Origin of the sequence: Pseudomonas sp. 57B-090624 (assembly GCF_003234055.1) — a bacterium.
Lineage (GTDB): Bacteria > Pseudomonadota > Gammaproteobacteria > Pseudomonadales > Pseudomonadaceae > Metapseudomonas > Metapseudomonas tohonis.
The window spans coordinates 66,205-92,149 of record NZ_QKRU01000022.1 but is presented as its reverse complement, the minus strand read 5'-3'; the positions used below and the strand labels follow the sequence as shown (position 1 = coordinate 92,149).

Annotated in this window: 1 protein-coding gene (cut by a window edge); it reads left to right on the top strand. The window is 70.4% G+C overall.

Annotation, left to right across the window (positions count from 1 at the left end; genetic code table 11):
* Positions 1 to 25,945, top strand: partial view of an Ig-like domain-containing protein gene (locus DMX10_RS12630; protein WP_111261383.1) — the 5' portion only. The gene runs 16,943 nt beyond the window's last position; only the first 25,945 of its 42,888 coding nucleotides appear in the window; its start codon is at positions 1 to 3; the stop codon falls past the right edge of the window.

Genomic DNA, 25,945 nt, shown 5'->3' with positions numbered 1-25,945 from the left:
GTGCTCGCTGCGCTGATCGCGCTAGCGGCCCCTGAAACCTTTGCATCCGAAATAGACATCCGCACCGCCTCCGCCCTCGGCTCCACCGGCAACGCCGCCGACTACGTCCTCTCCCTCGATGATTGCCGCGACCTGGCCGAAGTCAGCATTCCCGCCAGCGGCAAGCGATTCCTGCCGACCGACGCCACGCGTGACACCGACTCCAGCGTCGCCTGCTCCTTCAGCTTCCGCCTCGAAGGCGACGACGTCCTGCAGCCGGCGGTCAAGCTGGTCTATGCCGACGGCCGGATCCAGGACTACAGCGAAACCTTCCAGCAGGAAGCCGTGGCCCCGCAGCTGGAACTCACCCAGCTGGCGATCGAGAGCCAGGATGGCGAGCAGTACCTGGTGGCCAGCTTCGACGCCCAGGACGACATCGACCTCAGCTACCTCAGCCTGTCCCTCACCGGCCTGCGCGCCTCCGACCTGCGCGCCGCCGGCGGCGTGGTCAGCCAGGCCGAGCGCAAGGCCTTCCTGCGCATGGCCGAAGCGCGCCGGGTCTTCCCCAAGGTCGACGGCCAGCAGCGCTACAGCCTGCGCCAGCGCCTGGACGCCCCCCTGAGTGCCGAGGAAGTGGCGCGCAACGCCCTGGTCATGGTCCAGGCGGTCGCCGTCGATGCTTCCGGCAACCAGAGCAGCTTCTCCGACATCCGCTTCATCGGCGAGAGCGTCGAGGAAGCCGCCCGCTCCATTGCCGTACACCCTGATCGGCTGGTCTTCAGCGACGCCCTGCAGTCGGCCCGCCTGGTTCCCGAGGTCGACTTCGAATTCCGCGGGCCGACCCCCCTGGCCGGGCTGGGCAACGGCATCAGCTACCGCTCCTCCAACCCGGACCTGGTCTGGGTCAGCGCCGAAGGCGTTGTCTATCCATTGCAAGAGACCGCCTCCGAGGCGGTCTTTGTTTATGTGAGCTACCCCGGCCTGCCCGAAGTCAGCCTGCCGGTGAAGGTCGACTACAGCCGCCGCCTCACCGCCCTGCGTTTCGAAGGCCAGGCCGCCGGCCAGCCCCTGGTCCTGCCGCGCCTCAACGACTTCCAGGCGCTGCCGGCGATCCTCGCGGTGTTCGACGACGGCAGCGAGTCGCCCCTGGCCGACAGCCTTGCCGTCGAACTGCAACTGCCCAACGGCAGCGAGGGCATCCTCGAGCGCAACGACCAGTTGCAACTGCGCGCCCGTGCCCAGGTGCCCGAGCAGAGCCCGATGCTGCTGCACGCCCGCCTGCAGCGTTACCCGGACATCGGCGTCGACCTCCCGGTCGCCGCCCAGGACGCCGCTCCCGCCGTCGACCTGCAGCCCGAAGCCAGCATCGCCGTCGGCTCGGTGCTCGAACTCCAGGCCAGCGCCAGCGATGACGTCGGCGTGAAAAGCGTCGAGTTCTGGCTCGACGGCAGCATGGTCGGGCGCCGCCTGTCCCCGCCCTACGCCCTCAGCCTGCCCATCGAACAGGAGCTGGAAGGTCGCACCCTGCGCGTGCGCGCCGTGGCCTTCGACGAAACCGGCAAGAGCCAGAGCAGCCCCGAGCGCGCCGTACAGGTCGTCGCCAAGAGCAATCCCAAGGCCCCCGAGTTCATCTTCGAATCCCCGGTGGACGCCCAGCGCGTCGTCGAGAACAGCCCGCTGCGCGCCGCCATCAGCGTCAACCTGGGCGTACTGCCGGACGTCGAATACCAGAGCGGCATCAGCCAGGTCGAATACTTCGTGGACGGCCGCAAGGTCGGTGAAACCCGCTTCCCCATCTTCGAACAGCGCCCCCTGGAGAGCGACCCGAGCAAGAAGCAACTGTTCGAGGTCTGGCAGGTCACCGTCCAGGTGCCCGAAATCTCCCTGCGGGAAACCAGCATGGCGCTCTCCGCCCGCGTGCACGCCCAGAACGGCGCCGTGGTCGACGCCCCGGCCCGCCTGCTGCGCGTGCTGGAGAACCAGCGGCCCACCGCCCGCATCACCCAGCCCGCGGCCGGCAGCATCGCCACCGTGGGGCAGACCGTGAACGTCACGGTCGAGGCCACCGACGACACCCTCGAAGGCGGCACCGACATCTTCCTGCTGGTCAACGGCGAGGAAGTGCAGTCCTACCGCCACCAGGACCGCGACTACGACGGCACCAAGCTCGGCCTGCGCAGCACCAGCCACAGCTTCCAGCTGCCGATCAAGCAGGACTGGCTCGGCCGCACCCTGGAACTGCGCGCCCGCGTGGTCGACCTGCACCAGCAGTCCAACCTCTCCGAACCGCTGACCCTGCCGGTCAAGGGCGACCAGACGCCGACCGTCTCCTTCAGCCACCCGGTGGAAGGCGCACACCTGGTCTCCGGCCAGCCGGTCGAGCTGCGCGCCAACGCCACCGACGACCTGGGCCTGCGCCAGGTGGACTTCTACGTCAACGGCAAGCTGGCGGGCACCGACCTCAAGGCCCCCTTCGCGGTGATCTACCAGGCGCCGGCCGGCGTGGACAAGGAAACCCCCCTGACCCTCCACGCCGAGGCCATCGACAGCGCCGGCCAGCTGACCCGCAGCGCGCCGGTCAACGTCACCCTGGGCAAGGACGAGGAAGACCCGGTCATCAACCTGGCCTCACCCTCCATCACCGTCAGCGACGCCGGCGACGACCTGGCCCCGGTGGTCGAGGACAGCACCTTCGTGCTCAAGGTCACCGGCTACGACAACGTCGGCGTCGAGCGCCTGGACCTCTACGGTGTGGCCAAGCAGGAAGGCGTCGGCTTCTACCTCACCGGCAACCCCAACGACCACCTGAGCAGCGCCGATGGCAGCCTCTCGGTGCAGGCCATCCCCGGCGCCCTCAAGGCCTTCTCCACCCTCAAGGTGGTGGCGGCGCCCAAGTTCAAGCACCTCGATGGCGTGCGCTACGACCGCTATCCGATCCGCGCCGTGGCCACCGATGGCGCCGGCAACGACAGCGAAGTGAAGGTGCTGATCGGCATCGCCGACGACGCCAAGCCCGAAGTCCGCGGCCTCAACCCGGTGCAGAGCCGCATCTACAGCCAGGACAGCCTGCAGGTGGACGTGGTCGCCCACGACGACCGCGCCGTGCACGCCCTCGAAGCCAGCCTCTGGGCCGATGGCGGCAGCGCCCCGCTGTGGCACAAGCGCATCGACCAGCAGGGTGGCCTCGTCATCGGCCCGGACACCGTCAACCGCCTGGTGATCGACCTCAAGCCCCTCAACCTGGGCAACCAGGACCGCGCCCTGCGCCTGAAGGTCGCCGCCATCGACGACGGCGGCCAGCAGGGCGACGAGCGCGAACTGCCCGTGCAGGTCATGGCCGACACCCTCGGCCCGCGCCTGGCCGTGGTCGCCCCGATCCAGGGCGCGCCGCTCTACGCCGGCAACCGCATCCAGGTCCGCCTGCGCGGCGTCGACGACACCCGCCTGGTGGCCCTCAGCGCCCTCAGCGGCAGCCGCACCCTGTATTCCAGGGCCCTCACCGGTGACCAGCAGCTGGCCAGCTTCGAAGACAGCTTCCAGATGGAGGTCCCCTCCGACCAGCAGGAACTGGTGATCGAATTGCGTGGCCGCGACCAGTACGGCAACGACGCCGACCCCACCCTGTGGCGCTTCCCCATCGGCAAGGACCTGCCGCCGAAGATCAGCGTCCGCGCCCCGGCTCCCGGTTCGCGCCTCTACGAAGGTGAAGCCTTCACCGCCCAGGCCCTGGTCACCGACGACCGCGAAGTGAACCGCGTCGAATTCATCCTGCGCCAGGGCGGCCAGGTGCAAGTGCTCAAGACCGTCAGCGGCGCCGACATAGCCAAGTCCCAGGAAGGCTACGTCGGTGCCGCCCTGCGCGTGCCCAACAAGGCCGGGGCCGATACCGATATCGCCGTGCGCGCCTACGACAGCGCCAACCAGGTCAGCGAGGCCTCGCTGGAGCTGGAGATCATCGACGACACCGAGCCGCCGACCCTGCAGCTGAGCAAGCCGGAAGGCGACTTCAGCCTGCCGCCGGGCACCAACTTCCAGATCCAGGGCAGCGCCGGGGACAACCAGTACGTCGACGCCCTCGACCCCCTGCTGATCGACCCGGACACCCGCGAAGAACACGCCGTGGCCTGGGAACTGTTCAGCCGCAAGGACCGCGTCGAGACCGTCAAGGTGCCCAACCCCGGCACCCTCGGCGCCATCCTCGTCGGCCAGCGCTTCTACGCCGACTTCGACGGCCGCCTGCGCCTCACCCCCGAGCTCGCCCGCCGCTACGCCGGCAAGGTGCTGCAACTGGTGCTGCGCGCCCGTGACCGCGGCATCAACGAAACCCGATCCCCGGCCATCAACATCAAGGTCCTCGGCGACGAGACCGGCCCGCAGATCAACATCCAGTCGCCCACCGAGCGCCTCTTCGAGCGGCAGAAGACCAAGCTGCAGGTCAGCCTGCAGGACGACACCGCCGTCGCCTCCTACGAAGTGCGCCTGCTCGACGACCAGGGCCGTGACGACCTAGTGGCCAAGGCCGAAGGCCTCAGCACGCCGCAGGTCAGCGTCCCCGCCGCCGGCGCCGACGACCTGCTCGACATCGAACGCTACCGGCCCCAGGCCGAGCCCATCGGCCTGACCCTGGTGGTCAAGGCCAAGGACCTGCTCGGCAACGAAAGCCAGGTCACCCGCCGCCTGCTGGTCCAGCGTGACCAGGCGCCGCTGCTCAGCTGGAAGGACAGCACCCCCTCCGCCCAGCAGCAGCGCGGCATGCCCCTGCGTGGCAGCCTGGTCGTGCAGGACGACTTCAATGACGGCGCGCCCGCCAGCACCGGCCGCTACCTGCTGCTGGCCAGCTCCCTGCGCGACCTCGGCGGTGCCCGCGACATCCGCGGCCTGACCAGGGTCGACGCCACCAGCCAGCAGAACAGCCCGCTGATCAGCATCGCCTACCCCGAGGCCCAGGGCTGGCAGGGCGACCTGCTGCTCAACGAGAAACCCTTCCTGCAGGTCAAGGACGGCCGCCTGGTCCTCGCCGGCAACGAGCAGCTCGGCACCCCGCGCCTGCTCAAGCTGGGCACGCAGACCAGCAACTGGCAGGTCGAGACCTTCTCCCGCAGCCTCTGCCAGGTGCGCCCCGCACTGCGCGACGTGCAGGCCGTCGGCGGCCTGCTCGACCTCGCCACCCTCGGCGGCCCCGACGTCACCCGCCTGGTGCTGCGCCCCCGTGCCGGCGCGCCGGCCTTCATCCGCGAGCTGCAGATCACCCAGCTGGAAACCACCCAGGCCAACGTCAGCACCGATGGCGGCACCCGCGTACCGGGGCGCAACGTCATCAACCTGCTGCTCCAGGACGGCCTCGACGGCAATGCCCAGACCGCCTTCCTGCAAGTGGGCGACAGCGGTACCCAGAGCCGCGCGGAAGACCGCTACAACCTGCTCCTGCCGGTGCCCGCCGAAGTGCAGAGCAGCAGCCTGAGCCTGATCGGCCATGCCACCGACCGCCTCTCCCACGAGCGCGGCGACCTGGTGCTCGGCACCCTGCTGCAACAGCCCCTGCGGGTCGACGAGCAGGCGCCCCAGGCGCGCATCGTCAGCCCGGTGGCCGGCTCCGTCGCCGTGCCCATGCAGCAGCTGGACCTCAAGACCACCTTCGGCGACGACAGCCTCGGCCTGAAGAGCCTGCGCCTGCTGGAGAACCGTAGCCGTGTCGTCCACGACCTCGGCACCTACCTCGGCCAGGGTGCCCAGCAGCTGCCCTACCAGGTGCCCCGCGAGTTCTCCAGCGGCGAACTGGAGCTCACCCTGGTGGCCGAGGACTGGAGCGGTCGCACCACCGAACACAGCCTGCGCTACCCGCTGGCCGCCAACGAGAAGCCGCAGCTCAGCCTCACCGGCTTCAACACCTACTGGGTGGACGGCAGGTACGAGAAGGCCCTCACCGACCCGGCGCGCATCAACTACGGCGAATTCTGGGTGCGGATCAACGAACGCTTCCGCCTCGACACCGACCTGCGTGACGACGCCGGCCTCGCCGCCTACCGCATCCTGCGCCTCAGGCGCGACGGCAGCGTCGCCGCCGTGGTCTACGAGCGCGGCTTCCAGGTCAACTGCCCCGCCGCGCCGCCGCTGCAGGCCGCCGACCAGGCCGAGGTCCTCTTCGACCAGAGCGAGCCCACCGAATACCGCATCGAACTGACCGACACCTACGGTCATGTCAGCGACCGCACCATCCTGGTCCACCCGCTGACCAACATGGTCCCCGAGGTGCGCATCACCGCCCCGGGCGATGACCAGGAGATCGCCGCCGGCACCTTCCGCATCCGCGTCGGCCTGGTGGCCGCGGACGACCGCAAGCTCACCGCCGGCCGCCTCAAGGTCTTCGCCAATGGCGTGCCGCTGCCGGTGATCGGCTCCAGCGACGGCGTCACCGGTGGCGACAAGGTGGTCGATGCCGCCTTCGCCAGCATCCACGACAGCATCCATGCCCGCTACGACAAGTCCATGGCCGACGACTTCGGCCGCAAGGACAGCCCCTACGCGATGCAGCGCACCTTCGTGCTGGAAGTGCCCCAGGGCCTGATCCGCCATAACGAAGAACTGAAGCTTACCGCCCAGGTCGAGGACTCCGACGGCGCGGTCGGCCTGTTCGAGCGCAAGATCAAGGTGATGGCCGATACCATCAGCCCGAAACTGCTGTTCAAGCGGCCCACCCTCGGCTTCGGCGCCATCGAGGACAGCGACTTCACCCTGGTCTACCAGGCCTTCGACAACGTCAAGGTCAACCGCCTGGTGCTCTCGCGCGGCTACTCGGTGCGCGTGCGTGGCGAAGCCCAGGACCGCGAGCAGCCCTTCACCGTGGTGCGTACCATCGACGGCATCCCCTCCGAGGACTACGAGCCGGTCACCACCGTCGACATCGACACCCCCGAATACAGCCAGCTGATCCACGTCGACCGCCTGGCCGAGATCGTCCGCGCCTTCGGCCTGAGCAGCGACCAGATCGAGCGGGTCAGCGTGCGCGTGCGCCTGGAAGGCTTCGACGCGGCCAACAACGCGGTGCTCACCAACAGCTACCCGATCAACATCGATGCCCGCCCGGTGATCGACGTCGTCGAGCCCGTGCCCGGCGCCAAGGTCGTGGAAGGCAACCCGCTGTACGTCAACGCCAAGGCCTTCGACGACGTCGGCGTGGAGTACGTGCACCTGCGTGCCACCTACGGCAACGGCCAGCCGCCCTACGAGATGCGCCTGCGCCAGTCGCCCTACAACTTCTCCGTGCCGATGCCCGCCTTCGACCCGGACAACCCCCAGGCCAACCAGGTGCAGCTCAGCCTGGAAGCGGTGGACACCTACGGCGTCGCCCATGGCGACCTCGACGCCCACCGCGCCGAGGAACACCTGACGGTGGAAGTCACCCGCGACCAGCTGCCCAGCGTGGTGGTCGGCGCGCCGCAGAACAACAGCGAGACCACCGAAGGCCAGCTGCTGCTGGTGGAAATCAACGCCGTGGACGACGTCGGCATCGACCGCGTGGTGCTCAACATCGGCGGCCTCAAGGGCGGCGACCGCAGCCTCACCGACATGGTCTTCCCCTACGAATTCCTCGTCGAAGTGCCCTACGGCCAGGCCGGCACCGACCTCAGCCTCACCGCCAGCGCCCTGGAGCGTCGCGCCGACGGCAAGGGCCGCAGCGTCAGCACGCCCCAGGCCGTGCGCGTGCGCGTACTGAAGGACGACAAGGCGCCGCAACTGCTGGTCAAGCAGCCGCTGGCCAGCGGCGCCAGCATCGCCGAGAAGCGCAACCTGCCGTACCAGCTGGAAGTCAGCGACAACGTCCGCGTCGGCTCGGTGAGCCTGGGCCTGTACGTCGATCGCAACGGCGACGGCACCTTCGCCCCCGAGGAGCGCGTCTCCGACCGCCTGCTGCTCACCGGCCCCTACATCGGCAGCCTGCCGGTGGCCAGCATCGCCGACTACCTGGGCCGCACCGACAAGCTGCCCGAATCCCTGCCGATGCAGCTGCAGATCACCGCCCGCGACCCGGCCGGCAACGAGGCCAAGGAGATCATCCCGGTCAACCTGCTGCGCAACCAGCCGCCGGAGGTCAACGCCATCAAGCTGCTGGACGCCCGCGGCTTCGCCATGGGCGAGGTCACCGAGCTGACCGAGGGCCGTGGCGTGGTGGTCCAGGTCCAGGCCAGCGACCCCGAGGTCGGCGTCGACAGCGCCGCGCTCTACTACGCCATCGGCCCGGCCGGCTCCACGCCCACCTACCAGGCCCTGGGCGAGGATTCCGCCGCGCCCTACCAGTTCCACTTCAAGGTGCCCACCGGCCGCGTCGACCAGGTACTGCGCTTCCGCGCCAAGGCCCGCGACCTCGACGGCTATGAGTCCGCCATGGTGGACCTGCCCGGCAGCATCCTGATCAAGGCTGACAAGCCGCCGCAGGCGCGCATCGTCAAGCCCGACAACGACAACGCCGTGGTGATCGACGGCCAGGACCTCGAAGTCTTCGTCGAGGCCTTCGACGACCTCGGCCCCGAGGGCATCGACCACGTCACCTTCTACGTCAACGGCGTACCGGTCATCACCACCGAGCAGAGCTACGGGCAGCAGGTCGGCAGCCACGCCCAGGACCACGTCTACCGTGCGCGCCTCGCCGCGCCGGCGGGCGTCCAGGGCTTCACCATCCAGGCCATCGCCTACGACGCGCTGGGCCAGGCGGGCGAGTCCCAGGTGGTGCGCGTCGGCAAGCTCGAAGACACCGTGGTGCCGCGCCTCGCCGTGCTCTACCCGATCGACAAGGACGTGCTGACCATGGGCGAAAGCCTGCGGGCGGTGGTGTCCGTCGAAGACATGGGCGGCGCCATCCAGGACGTCAACATGCTCTGGCGCCGCGAATACCAGAACGACGCCGGCGAATGGAAGGTGGCGGACGAGTACCCGCTGACCCTGTTCCGCGACGACCAGCGCCAGCCGGGCGACACCACCCCGGTCAGCGACCCGGACAAGCACTACTACATCTACTGGGCCGACTTCAGCCAGGGCAACGTGCTGCGCCGTACCGGCCTGCGCAACGAGCGCCTGCACCTGCTGACCAAGGTGGTCACGCCGAACCACACCGTCACCCGCGACACCTACCACGAGATGGGCTGGCCGCTAAGCGAGCGCCGCTTCATCGCGCCCCAGGCCGGTGCCCAGGCCCCCGCCAAGGGCGTGCACTACACCGCCATCGACCAGTACCGCGCCCTCGACCGCAGCGGCGCCATGATCGCCGCCTGGGCCAGCGTCGACCCGCTGCGCATCGAGCAGGGCCTCGGCCTGCTGAGCAAGGAAGACGCCCTGCGCGGCCTGCCCGAAGCGCGCACCGGCATCTACATCATGGATGCGGTGGACGAGACCCAGGGCAACCAGAAGGGCGACTACTTCGCCTACTCGCCGCTGCTCAACGGCGCCGCCGAGATCTTCAGCGGCACCATCGGCGAACTGGTCACCGACGAGAACATCGTGCTGGCCGGCAAGTCCGGCGTCACCGACGCCGGCAGCTGCCAGTCGGGGGACGCGGCCTGCCAGTTCGTCAACCAGTTCAGCGAAGAGATCCGCAAGGACTGGCACGGCGGCGACACCCCGAGCGAAGGCACCGGCGCCCTCTACCTGGACAACAAGGCCGGCGAGCTGCTGCTGTTCGGCCAGCGCAACGGCGACGGCCAGTTCGGCCTGCCCTACCTGATGATGGGCCGCGTCGACATGCCCTACCCGGATGTCTACGGCCTCACCCGCAGCGGCAACCTGGCCCTGGTGGCCAACGGTGCCGGCGGCGTGCAGGTCATCGACATCACCAACATGACCGCGCCCTACCACGTCGGCTACATCAAGCCCAACGGCTTCGCCCGCGACGTCAAGGTACGCGGCCACTACGCCTACATCGCCGCCTCCGAAGAGGGCGTGGTGGTGGCCGACCTGAGCACCCCGGCGATGCCCCAGGTGGCACGCATCGACACCCTGGGCGTGGCCAACCGCCTGCACCTGGTGGGCAACCAGCTCTACGTCACCGACATGGCCGGCAGCGGCGACAGCGCCCGCCTGACCCGCATCGACATCAGCGAGCCCGACCAGCCGCGCCTGGTGCAGGTGGTGGAAATCAAGCCGCACCGCCCCGACCAGGCCGCCGATGGCCTCTACGACGTGCACGTCTCCGGCAACCTCGCCTACGTCACCGAGCTGCTCTCCGACCAGGAAGACAAGCCGACCCAGAGCCTGGTGCAGATCCTCGACCTCGCGCGCATCGGCGAGAGCGGCCTGGACGCCAGCGTCCCGGTCATGGTCCAGCGCAACGCCACCCCCGACAACTTCGCCGTCCGTGGCGTGACCCTGGCCCGTGGCGCCATCCAGGTCGCCGCCGGCAAGGGCGGCATCGGTCGCATCGACCTGCCGGCCCTCACCGTGTTGCAGCACAACCCGCAGGTGGGCGAGAACGACGTCAGCACCCAGCTGCCGGCCATGCTCATCGAACTGTCGGCGGTGCTGCCGGAACAGACCCGCCTGGCCGACTTCGTCCAGGTGCTCGAAGGCGATGCCCAGGTGGGCCGCGACGTCACCGGCCTGTTCGACCTGTCCTTCGCCGCCCGTGGCAGCGACACCACCAAGCGCCGCATCCAGCTCACCCGCAAGGACGGCCAGAGCCTGCAGCCGCGCCAGCGCTACTACGTGCGCATCAAGCAGGGCCTGGCACCGGTCACCGGCCAGCCGCTGGCGTCCGACTACGTCTTCAGCTTCAGCACCGCGCCGGCCGACGCCGCCTACCCGGACATCCAGAGCATCTGCACCCGCGAAAGCGCCGAGCGCAGCGCCTGCGTCAACGTCGGCGACGTGCGCGGCGGCACCGAACTGATCGTCCGTGGCCTCAACTTCGGCGACCAGCCGCGCCTGCTGGTGGGGGGCGAGCCGCTGGTGATCGAGCGCCGCGCGGTCGACGCCGCCAGCGGCGTGATCAGCCTCTACGCCCGCACCGTGCCCAACTACCCGGGCCCGGCGGCGGTCAGCCTGTACACCGAGGCCGGCCTCTCCGACACCGTGCTCGGCGGCTTCGTGTTCGTCGACGAACTGTCCATCTCGCACCTGGCCCCGGCCGTGGTGCGCGTCGCCCAGAGCGGCAAGAACGACCGCGTCGACCTGGTCGGCAAGGGTTTCCACGCAGGCCTGACGCTCACCGCCTACAAGAGCGGCGAGCCGAACCCGGAGAAGAAGGTCATCAAGGTCGGCTCGGGCGATCTGCGCCTCTACAGCGCCGAGCGCATGAGCCTGCTGGTGCCGGACTTCCGCGACGAGAACGGCAAGGGCTACCGCGGCTTCATCGACCTGGAGCTGGACGACGAACTGGGCCGCCACTACGTCCAGCGCAACGCCCTGTTCTACGGTCGCCTGCAGCTCGATCGCGGCCTGGAGACCGAGAAGCCGATGTCCGCCGAGGTCATCGACAAGCGCCTGGAGAAGGGCGGCATCACCGACTACGTGCCGGACCCGCTCAAGCTGCCGCCGGGCCAGATCGTCGACCTCGCCGTCGACAGCGACCTGCACATGTTCTACGTGCTCGGCCGGGGCGAACTGGGCGAAGGCTCGCCCCGACCCAACCAGGTGTTCAGCCGCGAGCAGCTCGAGCACTACTACGCCCCGGGCTGGATCAGCCTGGTGAAATACGACCCGGCCAAGGTCGGCGAAGCCGCGCCGCGCCACGGTCTGGGCTACTACAACCTGCCGCAGGACATGAAGCCCAGCGCCATGGCCCTGGCCGACAAGCAGCTCTACGTGGTGGGCCGCGGCTACGACTTCCCCTACATCGACACCGAATACGAAGGCCGCAGCGTGCTGCTGGTCTACGACCGCGAGATCCGCGACCCCGACGACCTCACCGAACAGCCCCCGGGCAAGGACCGTGGCATCCGCTACAGCCTGCCGCTGCCCTTCACCCAGGCCGTGCCGGAGAAGGTCGTCGCCCACCAGGGCCTGCTGCTGATCGCCACCACCGGCGAAGGCATCGCCGTGGTCAGCGTCGCCGACCCGCTGCGTCCCACCGTGGTCCGCCGCATCACCCAGGCCAGCATCGACGGTCGCGTGCAGACCCTGGGCAACGTCCAGGACATCGCCGTCATCGGCGACAGCCTGCACGTGGTCAACGGTGGCGCCCGCGTGGTCTTCGACCTGTCGCGTCCGTCCCTGCCGCAGCTGGGCGAATCCCGCGTGGGTGGCTACATCGGCCTCACCGCCGACGGCAGCCGCTTCGCCACCGGCAACGGCCTGAACCTCTACGACGCCAGCCGCCCGGCCTTCATCCGCGAGCAGGGCCGCTACCTCTCCGGCGGCTTCAGCGTGCCGGGCGACAGCCGTGGCATCGCCGCCCAGGCCACCACCGGCCTCAACCTGACCTACACCGGCAGCGACGACCTCGCCGCCTGCGAGAAGGGCCTGCAGGCCTACCTGGGCTTCTACGACTTCAGCCGCCCCGCCGACATCGGCCTGCTGGACGCCCTCAGCCTGCCTTATTGCGTACGCCCCGCCGATTATCAGTACGAATACGACGGCCTGCTGAAGAAGCCCTGGCGCACCCAGCCGCTGGTCATCACCGACCAGGGCATCGCCGGCTTCGCCCTGCGCGCCGACGCCACGGCTGGCAGAGTCTCCCACCTCGGCCTGGTGGACCTGCTGACCCTGGAACTGGTGGGCTCCACGCCCCGCGACCAGGCCGACGGCGTGCCCCTGGACAGCCCCCTGGAGCTGCGCTTCACCCGTTCCCTCGCCGCCATGAGCGACGAGCAGCTGCGCCAGTTCCTGGTGCTGCAGCGCGACGCCCAGGGCGACCAGCCGGCCACCAGCCTGCCCTTCGCCCTGCAGCGCAGCGCCGACCCGCGCACCCTCACCCTGGTCCCCGAGCAGGCGCTGCTGGCCAATGCCAGCCACCAGTTGATCCTCAAGGGCGATTTGGCCAGCCGCCGCAGCCGTGGCCTGATGGAACACGCCATCCACTTCCGCAGCGGCCTGGCCGGCGGTGCCCAGGTGGCCATCCTCGACAGCCGGCCGTCGATGCTCGATGTCGGCGGTGGCGAGATCACCGTGCACCTGTCCGGCGTCACCGGCCAGCCGCAGTTCACCGTCTCCGGCCAGACCGCCACCGGCACCCTGGCCGAATCCCTGCCCGACGGCAGCGCCCGCTACCGTGTCCAGGCACCGGCCAGCCTGCCCGGCCCGGCCAGCCTGCAAGTGGTCGCCGGCAACGGCAGCAAGGCCACCCGCGTCGGCGCCGTGCAATTCGTCGAGCCGCTGCTGCTGCGCTCGCTGTCCCCGGCACAGGGTTCGCTGAACGGCGGCACCCGCGTGCTGATCAAGGGCCAGGGCTTCCGCAGCGAACTGGGCGCCATGACCGTCAGTTTCGGCGACATCCTCGCCGAGCAGTTCAAGGTGCTCGACGGCGAAACCCTGGAAGTCATCACCCCGCCCGGCCCCATCGGCACGGTGGATGTGCGCGTGCGCCTGGCCAACGGTCAGCAGGGCACCCTGGCGCAGTCCTTCACCTTCCAGCAGCCGCCGCAGTCGCAGATCCGCGACAAGGGCCGCGTCTACGACCTGGCGCTGGACCCCAGCGGCAGCTACCTGTTCTCCGCCCAGGGCAGCAACGGCGTGCTGGTCTACGACCTCAACGCCGGCAACTACACCGCCGACCCGCAGAAGCCGCTGAACCCGGACGACCTGCTGCGCCTGATCGACCGCAACCGCGATGGCCGCGACGACCGCGTCATCTCCTCCATCAGCCTGCCGTCCGGCTACATCGCCGTGGGCGTCGAACCCTACTTCGAGCGCGGCTCCGACCGCGTCTACGTCACCGCCGTGCACCTGGCCGGCGGCAAGCCCGACGCCGCGCAACTGTTCACCGTGGCCTTCGACAGCCTCGACCCCTCGCGCACCACCCTGATCGGCTCCCTGGAGCTGCCCTCCAGCGCCGTGCGCGGCCTGCGGGTGCGCAACGCCCGCGTGCTGCTGGCCATGGGCGAGGAAGGCCTGGGCGTGGTCGACGCCTTCCTGCCCAACAAGACCTACCTGGTGGAAAGCCTGGCCAGCGACCCGCGCCTGCCGATGCTCGACGTCGCCACCCGTGACGCCGCCGCCGGCGAGAGCGGCCTGCTGGTCACCGTGGGCGGCGCCTTCGACTTCCCCAGCAACCGCCTGCTGAGCAAGGAAGAGAACGGCAGCGGCGGCTTCCAGGTCTACGGCCAGAGCAGCGGCCAGGGCCTGCAGCGCCTCGGCCACCTCGACCTGCCGGGCACCCGCGTGGTGCTGCAGGGCCGCTATGCCTACGTGGCCGCCGGCGCCAGCGGCGTCGCCGTGGTCGACCTGCAGGACCCGAACCGTCCCCAGGTGGTCGCCCGCGTCAACGACATCGGCTACGTCTACGACCTGGACTACAACGGCAACACCCTCTATGTGGCCCGTGGCGACAAGGGCGTGCTCAGCATCGACGTCACCGACCCGCTGCGCCCGCAACCCAGCCGCAGCATGCAGGCCCCCGAGGGCGGCAGCGTGGAAAGCGTGGTGGCCAGCGAATACGCCGCCCACGCCGGGGGTGTCGACGCCAAGGGCAGCGTGCTGCAGGTGGTGCCGGACGTGGTGCTCAAGCTGCACACCGTCGACCCGCGCAACGGCATCCTCGACCGCCAGGTCGACGGCAGCCTGCAGGTCATCGCCCGCTTCAACAAGGCCATCGACCTCTACCCGTCGAACGCCGCCCTGTTCAGCCTGCTCGGGCCCCAGGGCGAGACCCTGCCGGCCACCGTGCAGATCCTCAACAACGACGCCCGCCTGACCCTGGCCGCCAGCGTCGCCGACACCCTCAAGGCCGGCGACCGCCTCACCCTGCTGGCCAAGGCCGGCATCGCCTCGGTCAAGCCGTTGTCCGCCACCGACACCGTGGTGCTCCAGCGCCTGGCCCAGGACCAGCGCGTCGGCCTCACCTACCGCGGCGCCCGCGACGACACCCTGAGCCTGGAAGCCGTGGTGCCGCGCCGTATCGCCCAGAACACCACCAGCCTGATCACCGTCAGCGCCCGCGGCATCCCGGCCAACCTGGCCCAGGTGCGCCTCTTCGCCGGTGACCGCGCCCTGCAGATCGAAGGCGTCACCCGCGACAGCGACACCGCCCCGGCCGTGCTCAAGGTCAGCGTCCCGGCCATGCCGCGTCCCGGCCAGTACAACCTGACCCTGTCCGTGCTGCGCGACGGGCTCTGGCAGCAGGCCGTGCTCGAAGGCGCGCTGCTGGTGGATGCACCGATCCGCTTCGACGCCCTGGCGCCGCTCTGGGGCCCGATCACAGGCGACACCAGCGTCACCCTCAGCGGCGACGGCTTCGAACCGGGCAACAGCGTCATGGACGGCCTCAAGGTGCGCTTCGGCGGCCTGCCGGTGGGCCGCATCCAGGTGCTTTCCACCAACCGCATGCGCGTCACCACCCCGCGTGGCGCCCCGGGCAAGGTGGAAGTGCTGGGTGAAGACCGCTACGGCAACCAGGCCCGCCTGAACGGCGAGCGCAGCTTCGGCTACGGCCTGCGCAAGCTGGCCGAGCTGCACCCCTCGCTGATCTTCCCCAGCGACCTGTGGATCGACCGCGACACCGGCGTCGCCGTGAGCAACGGCGGCCTCATGGTGGAAGGCTACGGCCAGCAGAAGCTCGCCGCCGGCGGCTGGCTGCCGGAGAACTACCGCGCCGCCACCTTCTCCGTGCAGGACCCCTCCAAGCCGCTGCTGGTGGGCGGCTCGCCGGCCCTGCCGAGCGACGCCCAGCGCCTGTCGCTGAAGACCCAGGCCATGGCCATTTCCAAGCGCCTGTCGGATGGCTTCCTCGCCAGTGGCGTCATGGAGCCCACCGAAGAGGAGCAGGACGTCCTCGACCGCCAGGCCGCCCAGGACTTCACCCTCGGCCTCGATTCCCTGCAGATCGCCCCGACCCGCGAGTGGGAAGGCAACACCTGGCGCAAACGCCTCTACATCGCCAGCGGCAATGGCGGCGTCGCCCGCCTGAACCTGGACGAACAGAACGGCCTGCAGGTGATCCAGGAAGAGAAGCTCGAAGGCCTCGTCAGCCGGCTGGTCAAGCAGGGCGACGGCCTGTTCGCCGCCACCGCCTCGGTGGATGTCGACCCGCCGAACAGCGACACCTGTGCCTTCAAGGTCGGCGGCTCCAGCGGCCTGGGCCTGGCCGCGCTGAACTACCAGGATGGCGAAGACCCGGTACGGGTCGCGGCACCGGACGGCCTGAAAGGTGCCGGCCTGCTCAAGCTCGACAACGGCTGGCTGCTCAGCGGCGGCCTGGTGCAGGGTGCCAAATGGGTCAACTGCCCGGGCTGGGACCAGACCCTGGCCAAGGCCGTCGACCTGGAGAAAGGCGAGATCCGCAGCCTGAACCTGTTCGACCCGAGCCAGACCCGCCTCTACAGCTTCACCGCCAACCCGCAGGACGCACTGGTCTATGGCCGCTACCTGGTGGTGGCCGTGGGCGGCCGTGGCGTCGAGATCGTCAACCGCGACGAGCCCGAAGAGCGCGTGCTGGTCACCCTCGACAAGCAGCTGCAGGCCGTCGCCGGTCGTGGCATCGCCCTGCGCATGGCCGGCAACCTGCTGTTCGTCTCGGCGGAAAGCGGCGTGGTGGTGCTGGACCTGGCCCAGCCGCTGCAACCGCGCGTGGTCTCCGCCGGCAACCAGGAGCGCATCGAAGCCCTGGACCTCTACAACAACCGCCTGGTGGCCGGCTCCGGCAAACAGGGCCTGACCGTGCTCGAGCTGCCCGGCGCCCTGGTGCTCGATGCCAGTGTCGCCCAGGGCGCCTTGATCCCGGCCAGCGAGCAGGCCCTGAGCCTGAGCTTCAACGAACCGGTGACCCTCGAATCCCTGCGTGCCCCGGGCGCCCTGCGCCTGCTGGACATCAGCAACGGCGAGCAGGAGCTGGCGGCCCCGAGCATCGAGGCCGTGGGCGGCGACGGCCAGTCCGCGACCCGCGTGACCCTGCGCTTCACCCCCGCCGCCGGCGCCAGCCTGCGCCTGCAGCTGGCCTCCGCGCGCAACCTGCGTGGCGGCGGCCTGTGGGCGCCCTACCAGGTGGACTTCAAGGTGGCCGCCGCCGGCGCCACCCAACCGCGCATCCGCAACCTGGAGAACGCCCGCTTCCACCGTGGTGCCCAGGACCGCGTGGTGATCAACGGCAGCGGCTTCTCCAGCACCGTCAAGGGCTACGTCAACCAGTACCCGGTGGCCCTGCAGTGGGTCAGCACCGAGCGCCTGGAAATCGCCCCGAACGCCCTCGACATGCTGCCCCTCGGCCCGGGCCAGTGGCACCTGCGCCTGGAAGACGGCGGCCTGCGCGAGGACTACCTGGGCGCCCTGGTGATCGGCGCCGAGCAGGCGCTGGACCAGGTCAAGTACCGCATCAGCCCGGATTCCGCGAGCAAGAAGGGCGGCACCCTCGTCAGCATCAAGGCGTCCGCCGACGTGCTGCTGCCGGGCACCCGCGTGGTCCTGCGTGCCCGCCATGGCGCCACCGAGATCTACACCGGCCGCAGCCCCATCGTCGAAGAGCCGGGCCGCGCCGCCATCGACCTGCAGGACGACGTCGAGACCCAGCGTGACTTCGACTTCATCCTGCCGGGCGTGATCGACCCGGACATCTACGACGTCTTCCTGCGCATCCCCAGCGGCGCCAGCACCCGCGAGGTCAAGGTCGGCGCGCTGTCCTACACCCTGCCGCAGGGCCTGGGCATCGTGCTGCCGAACTACCCGCCGATGCAGATCGGCGCCGCCCAGGTGGTGGGCGACACCCTGTTCGTCGGCGTCAAGGCGGGCTCCGCGCCCACCAGCTCCAACCGCTTCCTGATGCCGGCCGGCCTGGAGATCTACGACATCGGGCTGTGGGAACGGCCGATCCGCCTGTCCCAGCTGCGCCTCGACCAGCCGGTGCTGGGCCTGGAGACCCTCGGCAGCCTGGTGTACCTGGCCAACGACCGCGACGGCGTGCGCGTGGTGGACGTCAACGACCTCGGCCGCCCGCTGCTGGTCTCCAGCCTGACCCTGCCCAACCACCGCGCCCTCGACCTGGCCGTGGAGAGCGAGCATGGCGCCCTGGCCGTGGCCGCCGCCAACGACCTGGGCACCGGCTACGTGCGCTTCCTGCCCCTGGGCCGCAACGAACTGGGCGCCCAGGCGCCGCTGCCGAGCATTCCCTTCGACGGCAGCCTGCGCGCCGACCTGCTGGGCGCGCCGGTGGACCTGCAATGGCTCAACGGCCAGCTGTACGTGCTGTTCCTGCGCGACAAGCAGCTGCACCTGGCCACCTTCAAGGACTTCGGCGACAAGCTCGACTACCGCGTCCAGGCCATCGAGCGCGGCACCGTCTCCGGCGACTCCATCAGCGCGTCCCTCGGTCGCCCGACCCTGCAGGTCCAGCAGGGCCTGATCAGCGTCGGCACCGGCGACACCTACCTGCTGCTGGAAGCCAATGCCCAGGGCCAGTACGAAACCATCTACTGGCAGAACCAGAAGACCGGCGGCGAGCTGCTCAGCGTCGGCGGGCAGGTCATGCAGGGCAACGGCAAGGGCGTGCAGATCAACACCTCGCCCTACCTCGCCGTCGCTTCGGCCACCCCCGGCAACGGCGCCGTGCTGGGCAGCGGCGAATCGGTGCAGATCGCCTTCAACAACCTGATCAACACCGACCCGGCGCACCTGGCCCAGGCCATCCGCGTCCTGGGCGAGGGCGGCCAGGCGCTGCCGGCCGGCGCCTTCGAGATGACCGGCACCAACACCCTGCGTGGCGGCCAGGTGCAGATCGCCTTCAAGGGCGACTACCAGGGCGCGCTGCGCATCGAAGTGGGCACCGCGCTCACCGACCTGGCCGGCCACTCCCTGCGCCAGGCCTTCGTGCTGCAGCTGGAGCGCCTCACCGGCATCCGTCCGCAGGTCACCCAGGTCCAGCGCGAAGCCGCCGGCGTCGCGGGCCTGCACTACTTCCACGCCACCGGTGGCGAAGTCGCCGTGATCAAGGGCAGCGGCTTCGGCGTCGCCGCCGACCAGCTGGCCGTGTGGCTGGGCGAAACCCGCCTGCAGCCGCAGCAGATACTGGAACTCAGCGACACCCAGCTGCGCGTCGAGGTGCCGGACCTGCAGATGGCCGGCATCAGCGCCAGCCTGGCGGTGAAGGTCGAGCGCATCGACCAGCGCCTGTCCTACCTCCGCCAGGGCGCCATGACCGTGCTGCCGCAGATCGAGATCGACGACCTGCAGCCGCAGACCGGCCCGCCCCAGGGCGGCAACCTGGTGACCCTGCACGGCCGTGGCTTCAACCACTACATGCAGGTGCGCTTCGCCGGCGCCCTGGCCGGCGACCTGAAGATCCTCAGCAGCAACCGCGCCGAAGTGCGCGCGCCCGCCGGCAGCTTCGGCAAGGCCAGGGTCGCCGCCACCAGCCAGCTGTTCCCGGGCGAACAGACCGACTCGCCGGTGGACTACTTCTACACCGGCATCCCCACCGGCTCGGTCAACCTGCCGGCCGAGATGGCCAGCCCGGTCTCCGCCATCGCCCGCCTCGACGGCGCCGAGAGCCAACTGCTGTACGCCGTCACCGGTGGCAGCTTCGACAAGCTCGACAGCCAGGGCCGCGTCGCCACCCTGACCAGCAACGCCGCGCGCCTGCTGGTGGCCGACATCAGCGACCCGGTGCACCCGGTGATCGTCACCCGCGAGTTCGCCGGCCAGGCCAAGGCCTACCACTACGAAGCGCCCAACGGCCTGTCGCCCCGTGGCTTCGTCGACCTGACCATCAACGACCGCCAGCTGTTCGTCGCCGGCGGCCGCAAGCTGCTGCAGTTCGACCTGACCCTGCCGGCCGCGCCGGAGAAGCTCGCCGAACTGGACATGGCCGGCGAGATCAACGCCCTGGCCAGCCGCGACGACCTGCTCTACGTCGGCTACAAGGACGGCGTGCGCCAGTACCGCATCGGCCAGGACCTCAAGCTCACCGACCTCGGCCTGATCAGCGTGCAGCAACTGGGTGGCGTACCCGGTCGCCTGCGCCTCGCCGGCTCCAGCCTCTGGGCCACCCTGCCGCAGCAGCGCCAGCTGGTGGAAGTGGAACTGGCCAGCGGCGAATTCCGCGTGGTGCGCCGCGTCGCCACCCGCGACCAGGCCGGCAACCCCTTCGTCCCCGAAGACCTGCTGGTGGCGCCCGAGCGCCTGCTGGTCTCCAGCGGCAAGAACGCCACCGTGCAGCTGTTCAACCTGGACCGCAGCGACGACGCCACCCCGGTGGCCGACCTCAAGCTCACCTACCTGGTCAGCCGTGGCGACCTGTTCGCCGGCCAGTTGCAGCTCGCCGGCCAGACCCTCTACGTGGCCGGCGGCCAGGGCGACGTGCAGCTGTTCGACATCTCCCCGTGGCTCAACGGCGACGCCCGCGCCAGCATTGGCCTGCGCGACTACTTCAGCGTGCTCGGCAACGTCAACAGCCTGTCCCTGGGCAGCCAGGCCCTGTACGCCGGCAGCGCCTTCGTCTACCTGGACGGCGCCCCTGCGGAGAACCCGCTGCCGAGCCTGGATTCCGCCAACTACCTGGGCGGCAGCCTCAACACCCTGGCCTACCAGAACCTCGCCATCCTGTCCCAGCAGCCGCTGCCGTCCGGCCGCCTGCCGCGCGACGGCGCCATCGAGGTGCAGTTCAACCGCCTGCTGGACAACGCCCAGCTGCGCGACCAGGGCGCCCAGCTGGTGCAACTGCTGCTCGACGGCGCCCCGGTCCCGGCCCAGGTGGCCCAGGTCGGTGTCGGCCGCCTGGTGCTGCGCCCGGCCTCGCTGCAGGCCGGCAAGCAGTACCAGGTGCAACTGGGCGCCGCCCTGCGCGACCAGCAGGGCCGCACCCTGGGCCACGACTACCGCTTCGGCTTCGTCGCCGACGACCAGCAACAGCCGGCGCTCGACAGCGTCTCGCCGCGCCAGGCCAGCTGGCGTGGCGGTGCCGAAATCACCCTGCGTGGCCGCAACTTCGCCGAGGTCCTGGCGATCGAGGTGGGCGGCCAGCGCGTGCCGGCGGGCGATGTGCTCTACCGTGACGACAACCAGCTGCGCTTCCGCGTGCCGGGCCTGGTGGCCTCGCCGGACCGCAACCTGCCGGTGGGCCTGCGCCTGAAGCAGGGCGGCCAGGAAGCCTTCCGTGGCGCCGCGCTGACCTATGTGGCCGATCCGCGCATCGACCAGTCCGGCCTCTACGACCGCCTGGCCGGCACCCTCAATGCCCAGGCCAAGCGCTTCACCTACAACGCCGGCGAGATCATCGGCCTGCAGGGCCGTGGCTTCGGCGAATCCACCGTGGTCCGGGTCAACGGCCGGCAGATCGCCGAGACCCGCCTGGAACGCGCCGATCTCATCAGCTTCGCCGTGCCGGAGAACAGCCTCGGCCAGCTGCTGGTGGACGTAAGCAACCAGGGCTTCGCGGGCGATCTTTCCAGCGACGCCAGCCTGCGCATCGAACTGCCGGCCCGCCGCCAGCTGCAAGGCGTCCAGCAGTTCCGCCGCCAGGGCGACCTGCTGCTCACCGGCAACAACCGCGACGTGCAGCTCTACAGCCTGCGCGACGGCAGCACGCCGCAACTGCTGGCCAAGTGGCAGGCCGCCGCCGAGGTGGTCGACCTGGCCCTGGGCGATCGCTACGCCGCGGTGCTGGGCGACAAGACCCGCCTGCAGGTCTATGACCTGGCCAACCTCTATTCGCCCCAGGCGCTGCCGGCCCTGGCCAACAGCCGCCAGGTCGCCTACGACAAGGTGCGCATCGCCGGTGACCTGGTGCTGGCCAGGTCCGGCAACCGCGTGTTCCACGGCCAGGTCCAGGGCCCCGAGCTGAAGGAGCTGACCCTCGCCGCCGGCACGCTGGTCGACCTGGCGCTGGACGGTCGCGCCCTCTACCTGCTCTACGGCGACCGCCTGGAGGTGCGCAACGTCCGCGACCCGGCCCAGCTGCTGGCCACCCAGGTGCATGGCCTGGCCGGCGCCAGGTCCCTGTGGCTCGACGGCTCGCGTCTCTACCTGCAAGGCACCTCCGGGCTGCAGGTGCTGCAACGCGCCGCCCTGCTGCGCGGCCGTGGCGAGCCGGTGCTCGGCGAGCTGGAACTCCCCGCCCGCATCGGCAAGCTCACCAGCCAGGGCGAACTGCTGGCCTGGCTGGACAACGGCCGCCTGCAGGTGCTCGACCTCGACCTGGACGCCCAGCGCCGCCTGGTCGCCCGTGAAGTGGCCGCGATCACCGTCGGCAGCGCCGAGGTGGGTTCGCTGGGGCAACTGGAGCTGCACGGCGACCTGCTGGAATGGAGCAACGGCGGCAACTACTTCAACGCCGCCGTACCGCTGAACAACGCCTGGGGCCTGGCCCCGGAAAGCCTGGCCGCCGCCGACGAGCCGGTGGGCCTGCGCCTGTCCGGTGCCGAATACGCCTGGCGCGAGGCGCGCCTGGCGCTGTCCTCGGCCAGCGGCGAGAGCATCGCCAGCGACTCCCAGGTACTGGGCCGCGAGCTGCGCGCGCTGGTGCAACAGCCGAGCTTCCAGCCGGCCGGTCTCTATCGCCTGCAACTGAGCCAGGCACCGCTGGACTGGCTGCAGGGCGCCGAGGTGAACATCGACCTGCCGTGGCTGGTGGATGCCGTGGACTTCTTCGGCGCCGCCCAGGTGCGCCTGGACAGCCTGCAACCCAACCGCAGCATCAGCGGCGTACCGCGCGACTACGTGCTGCGTGGCCGCCAGCTGCACCTGATCGACGAACTCCAGGTGGGCGACCGCGTGCTCGGCCGCAACCAGCTGCAGGCCAACGCGACCGGCGACCAGCTGAGCTTCCGCCTGCAGATGGAACAGGCCGGCCTCTACAGCCTGCAGGCCCGCTACGGCGACGAACGCGCCACCCTGCCCACCGCCCTGGCCGTGGTCACCCCGCTGGCCATCGACGCGGTGCAGTCCGCCCATGCCGCCGGTGCGGTGGTCAGCGACGCCGGCGGCACCCAGGTGCACATCGCCGCCCAGGGCCTGTCCGAGGGCCTCAGCCTGCACTGGTACCCGGCCGGCCAGGGCATCCAGCCCACCGCCAGCAACCGCGTGGCCTTCACCCTGGCCGACGACGGCCTGAACTTCGTCACCCCGCCCAGCCAGCCGGGCTGGCAGTACCAGGTCTCGGTGGTGCGTGAATCCAGCGGCGAGCGCGTCGACAGCGTCCCGGCCCAGTGGCTCACCGCCGTCGACGACACCGCCCCGAGCGTGCGCCTGATCAGCGCCCTGGGCGCGTCGCAGTCGCTGGTGCTGGAGGCCGACGAGCCGCTGCAGGCCCAGGGCGTCAGCGTCATCAAGGTGTTCAAGGACTACGAGACCCACGCCCAGCCGAGCGAAGACGTCAGCGCCCGCTTCCAGCCCCTCATCGCCCAGGGCAAGCGCCTGGAGCTGCGCCTGCGCGCCGATGCCCAGCTGGAGGCCAACGCCCTCTACCAGATCGCCCTGAGCGGCATCCGCGACGCCGCCGGCAACCCGGCCCGCGACAACGCGCTGATCAAGGCCGGCGCCTACAACGGCGTGTTCCAGGCCGAAGACCGCCTGGCGCCGCGCTACGACTCCCTGCAGATCGCGTTGCAGGATGGCCGCCCGCTGAGCCCGGCGGTGCGCCTGAAGACCGGCAACCGCTACGGCTTCAAGGTCAGCGCCCAGGACAACCTGCTGGCCGCCGACAAGCTCGCCTTCGCCTATCGCCTGTCCGCCGATGGCGGCCAGACCTGGAAGACCGACTGGGTGCCGGTGCAGAAGGGCGAGTTCAGCCTCGACCTCAACGGCGAGTACCAGGGCTTCAGCCTGCTGCTGCGCGCCAGCGACGGCCGCAACAGCGTCGACCGCCGCTTCGACGCCGAGATCAGCGCCCCGGACCTGGGCCTGGCCTCGTTCAGCACCCTGCCGACCCCGGTGGAGGAGAGCACCCCGGCCGAGCTGCGCTTCGCCATCAGCGGCGACCTGGACCTGGTGCGCAGCACCGAGGTGCGCCTGCTGGACGGCCGCTACCAGGCCGCCAGCTTCGACCGCGCCAGCGGCCTGGCCAGCCTGAGCCTGCCGCACCCGCGCCTGCGCGATTTGCCGGGCGCGCCGACCACGGCCACCCCGATCACCGCCGAGCTGCGCGTGGGCTTCGGCCTGGCCGGCCAGGAAAGCTACCGCTACTTCCAGGTGGGCTACGACCTGCAGCCGGACCGCACCCCGCCGCAGCTGTCGATCATCGCCCCGCTGGACGGCGAATTCGTGCCCCGTGGCGAGGTGACCGAGGTCATCCTGCGCAGCTACGACCGCTACGGCATCGACCGCGTCGAAGCCTGCGTCGACAGCCGCAGCGCCGACCCCTTCGCCGACGCCCAGGCCTGCCAGCGCCTCGCCGACCCGGGCCGCCTGCGCCTGCCGGTCGCCGCCGACGCCACCCAGCCGATCCACGTGGTGGCCCGCGCCATCGACCTCAACGGCCTGGCCAGCGCCCCGGCCAGCGTCACCCTGCAGCCCTACGACAGCCGTGCCGGCGCGCCGGAGCTGAGCTTCCTGGTTCCGGCCGACGGCCTCGACGTCCAGGCCGGCGAAACCATCCCGGTGCGGGTGCGCATGCGCAAGCTGGAACAGGCCACCCTGAACCTGGATATCGCCGGCAACCCGCAACATGCCGGCAACCCGGCAGCCCGTACCCTGACCCGCGCCGCCGACGGCGACGAGGTGGTGGAACTGGCCGTGCCCATGCCCCAGGTCGCCGCCGACGGCGTGCTGGTGCTGCGCCTCGAAGCCACCTGGCAGGGCCAGACCCTGCGCAGCCAGCGCATCCTCAACCTGCATGCCGACAACGGCATCGACCAGGACGTGGCCCTGCTGCTGCAACCGGCCAGCACCCTGCTGGCGGGCACCCAGCTGTGGATCGACGCGCCGCCACCGGCGGGCATGACCGACTTCAGCCGTGATTCGAGCCTTGACCTGTTCGACCCGGCCGATGCCGGCAGCGCCGCCGCGCGCCTGGCCTTCGGCGACCAGCGCCAGGTCTGGAACAGCCGCTTCGACGGTGCCGGCCTGCGCCTGGCCGCCACCCTGCGTGACCGCTCCGGCCACGAGAAACAACTGGACCGCAGCCTGGCCAAGCTGGCCTACCTGCAGGCCGAAAACCGTCGCGAGCCCATCGAGACCGGCTACCAGGCCAGCCACCTGACCCGCCTGCCGGGCCTGGCGGACGGCGCTGCCTGGGCCGAAAACGCCCAGCGCGACGGCTACCGCATCCGCACCCTCGACGGCCAGGTGGAAAGCCGTGACAGCGGCCGCATCCGCCAGCTGGCCTTCACCGGCACCGGCCTGGTGGCCCAGGTCCGCCGCGACGGCCAGGACTACCTGCGCTTCTGGCGCTGGCAGGACGGCGCCTGGCTGGCCGCCGTGGAACAACCCATCGCCGGCACCCTGCTGGGTGGCAGTGGCGACCTGCTGTTCGTCCGCCATGGCCAGCAGCTGGGCGGCTACGCCGTCGACGGCGGCGCCATGGCCGAACTGGTGGGCCTGAGCCTCGCCGACGAAATCCGCCAGGTGCAGCTGGATGGCCAGCGCCTGCTGGTGCTGACCGACAAGGGTCTGGAATGGCTGCAGCTGGACGACAGCCGCCTGCCGCAACTGGTGCGTCGCGCCAGCCTGGCCCTGCCGGGCCGCCTGGGCTTCGCCCTCGACGGCGAGCGCCTGCTGGCCTGGACCGCCACCGAGGCCGCCCGCTACACGCCGGTGCTGGATGCCGACGGCTGGCGCCTGGGCGATGCCACCGTGCTGGCCGTGGACGGCCAGGTGCAACGTGCCCGCTTCGACGGCGAGCTGGCCTGGCTGCGGGTGAGCAACGACCTGCACGGCGACAGCTGGCAGGCCTGGCGTGACGGCG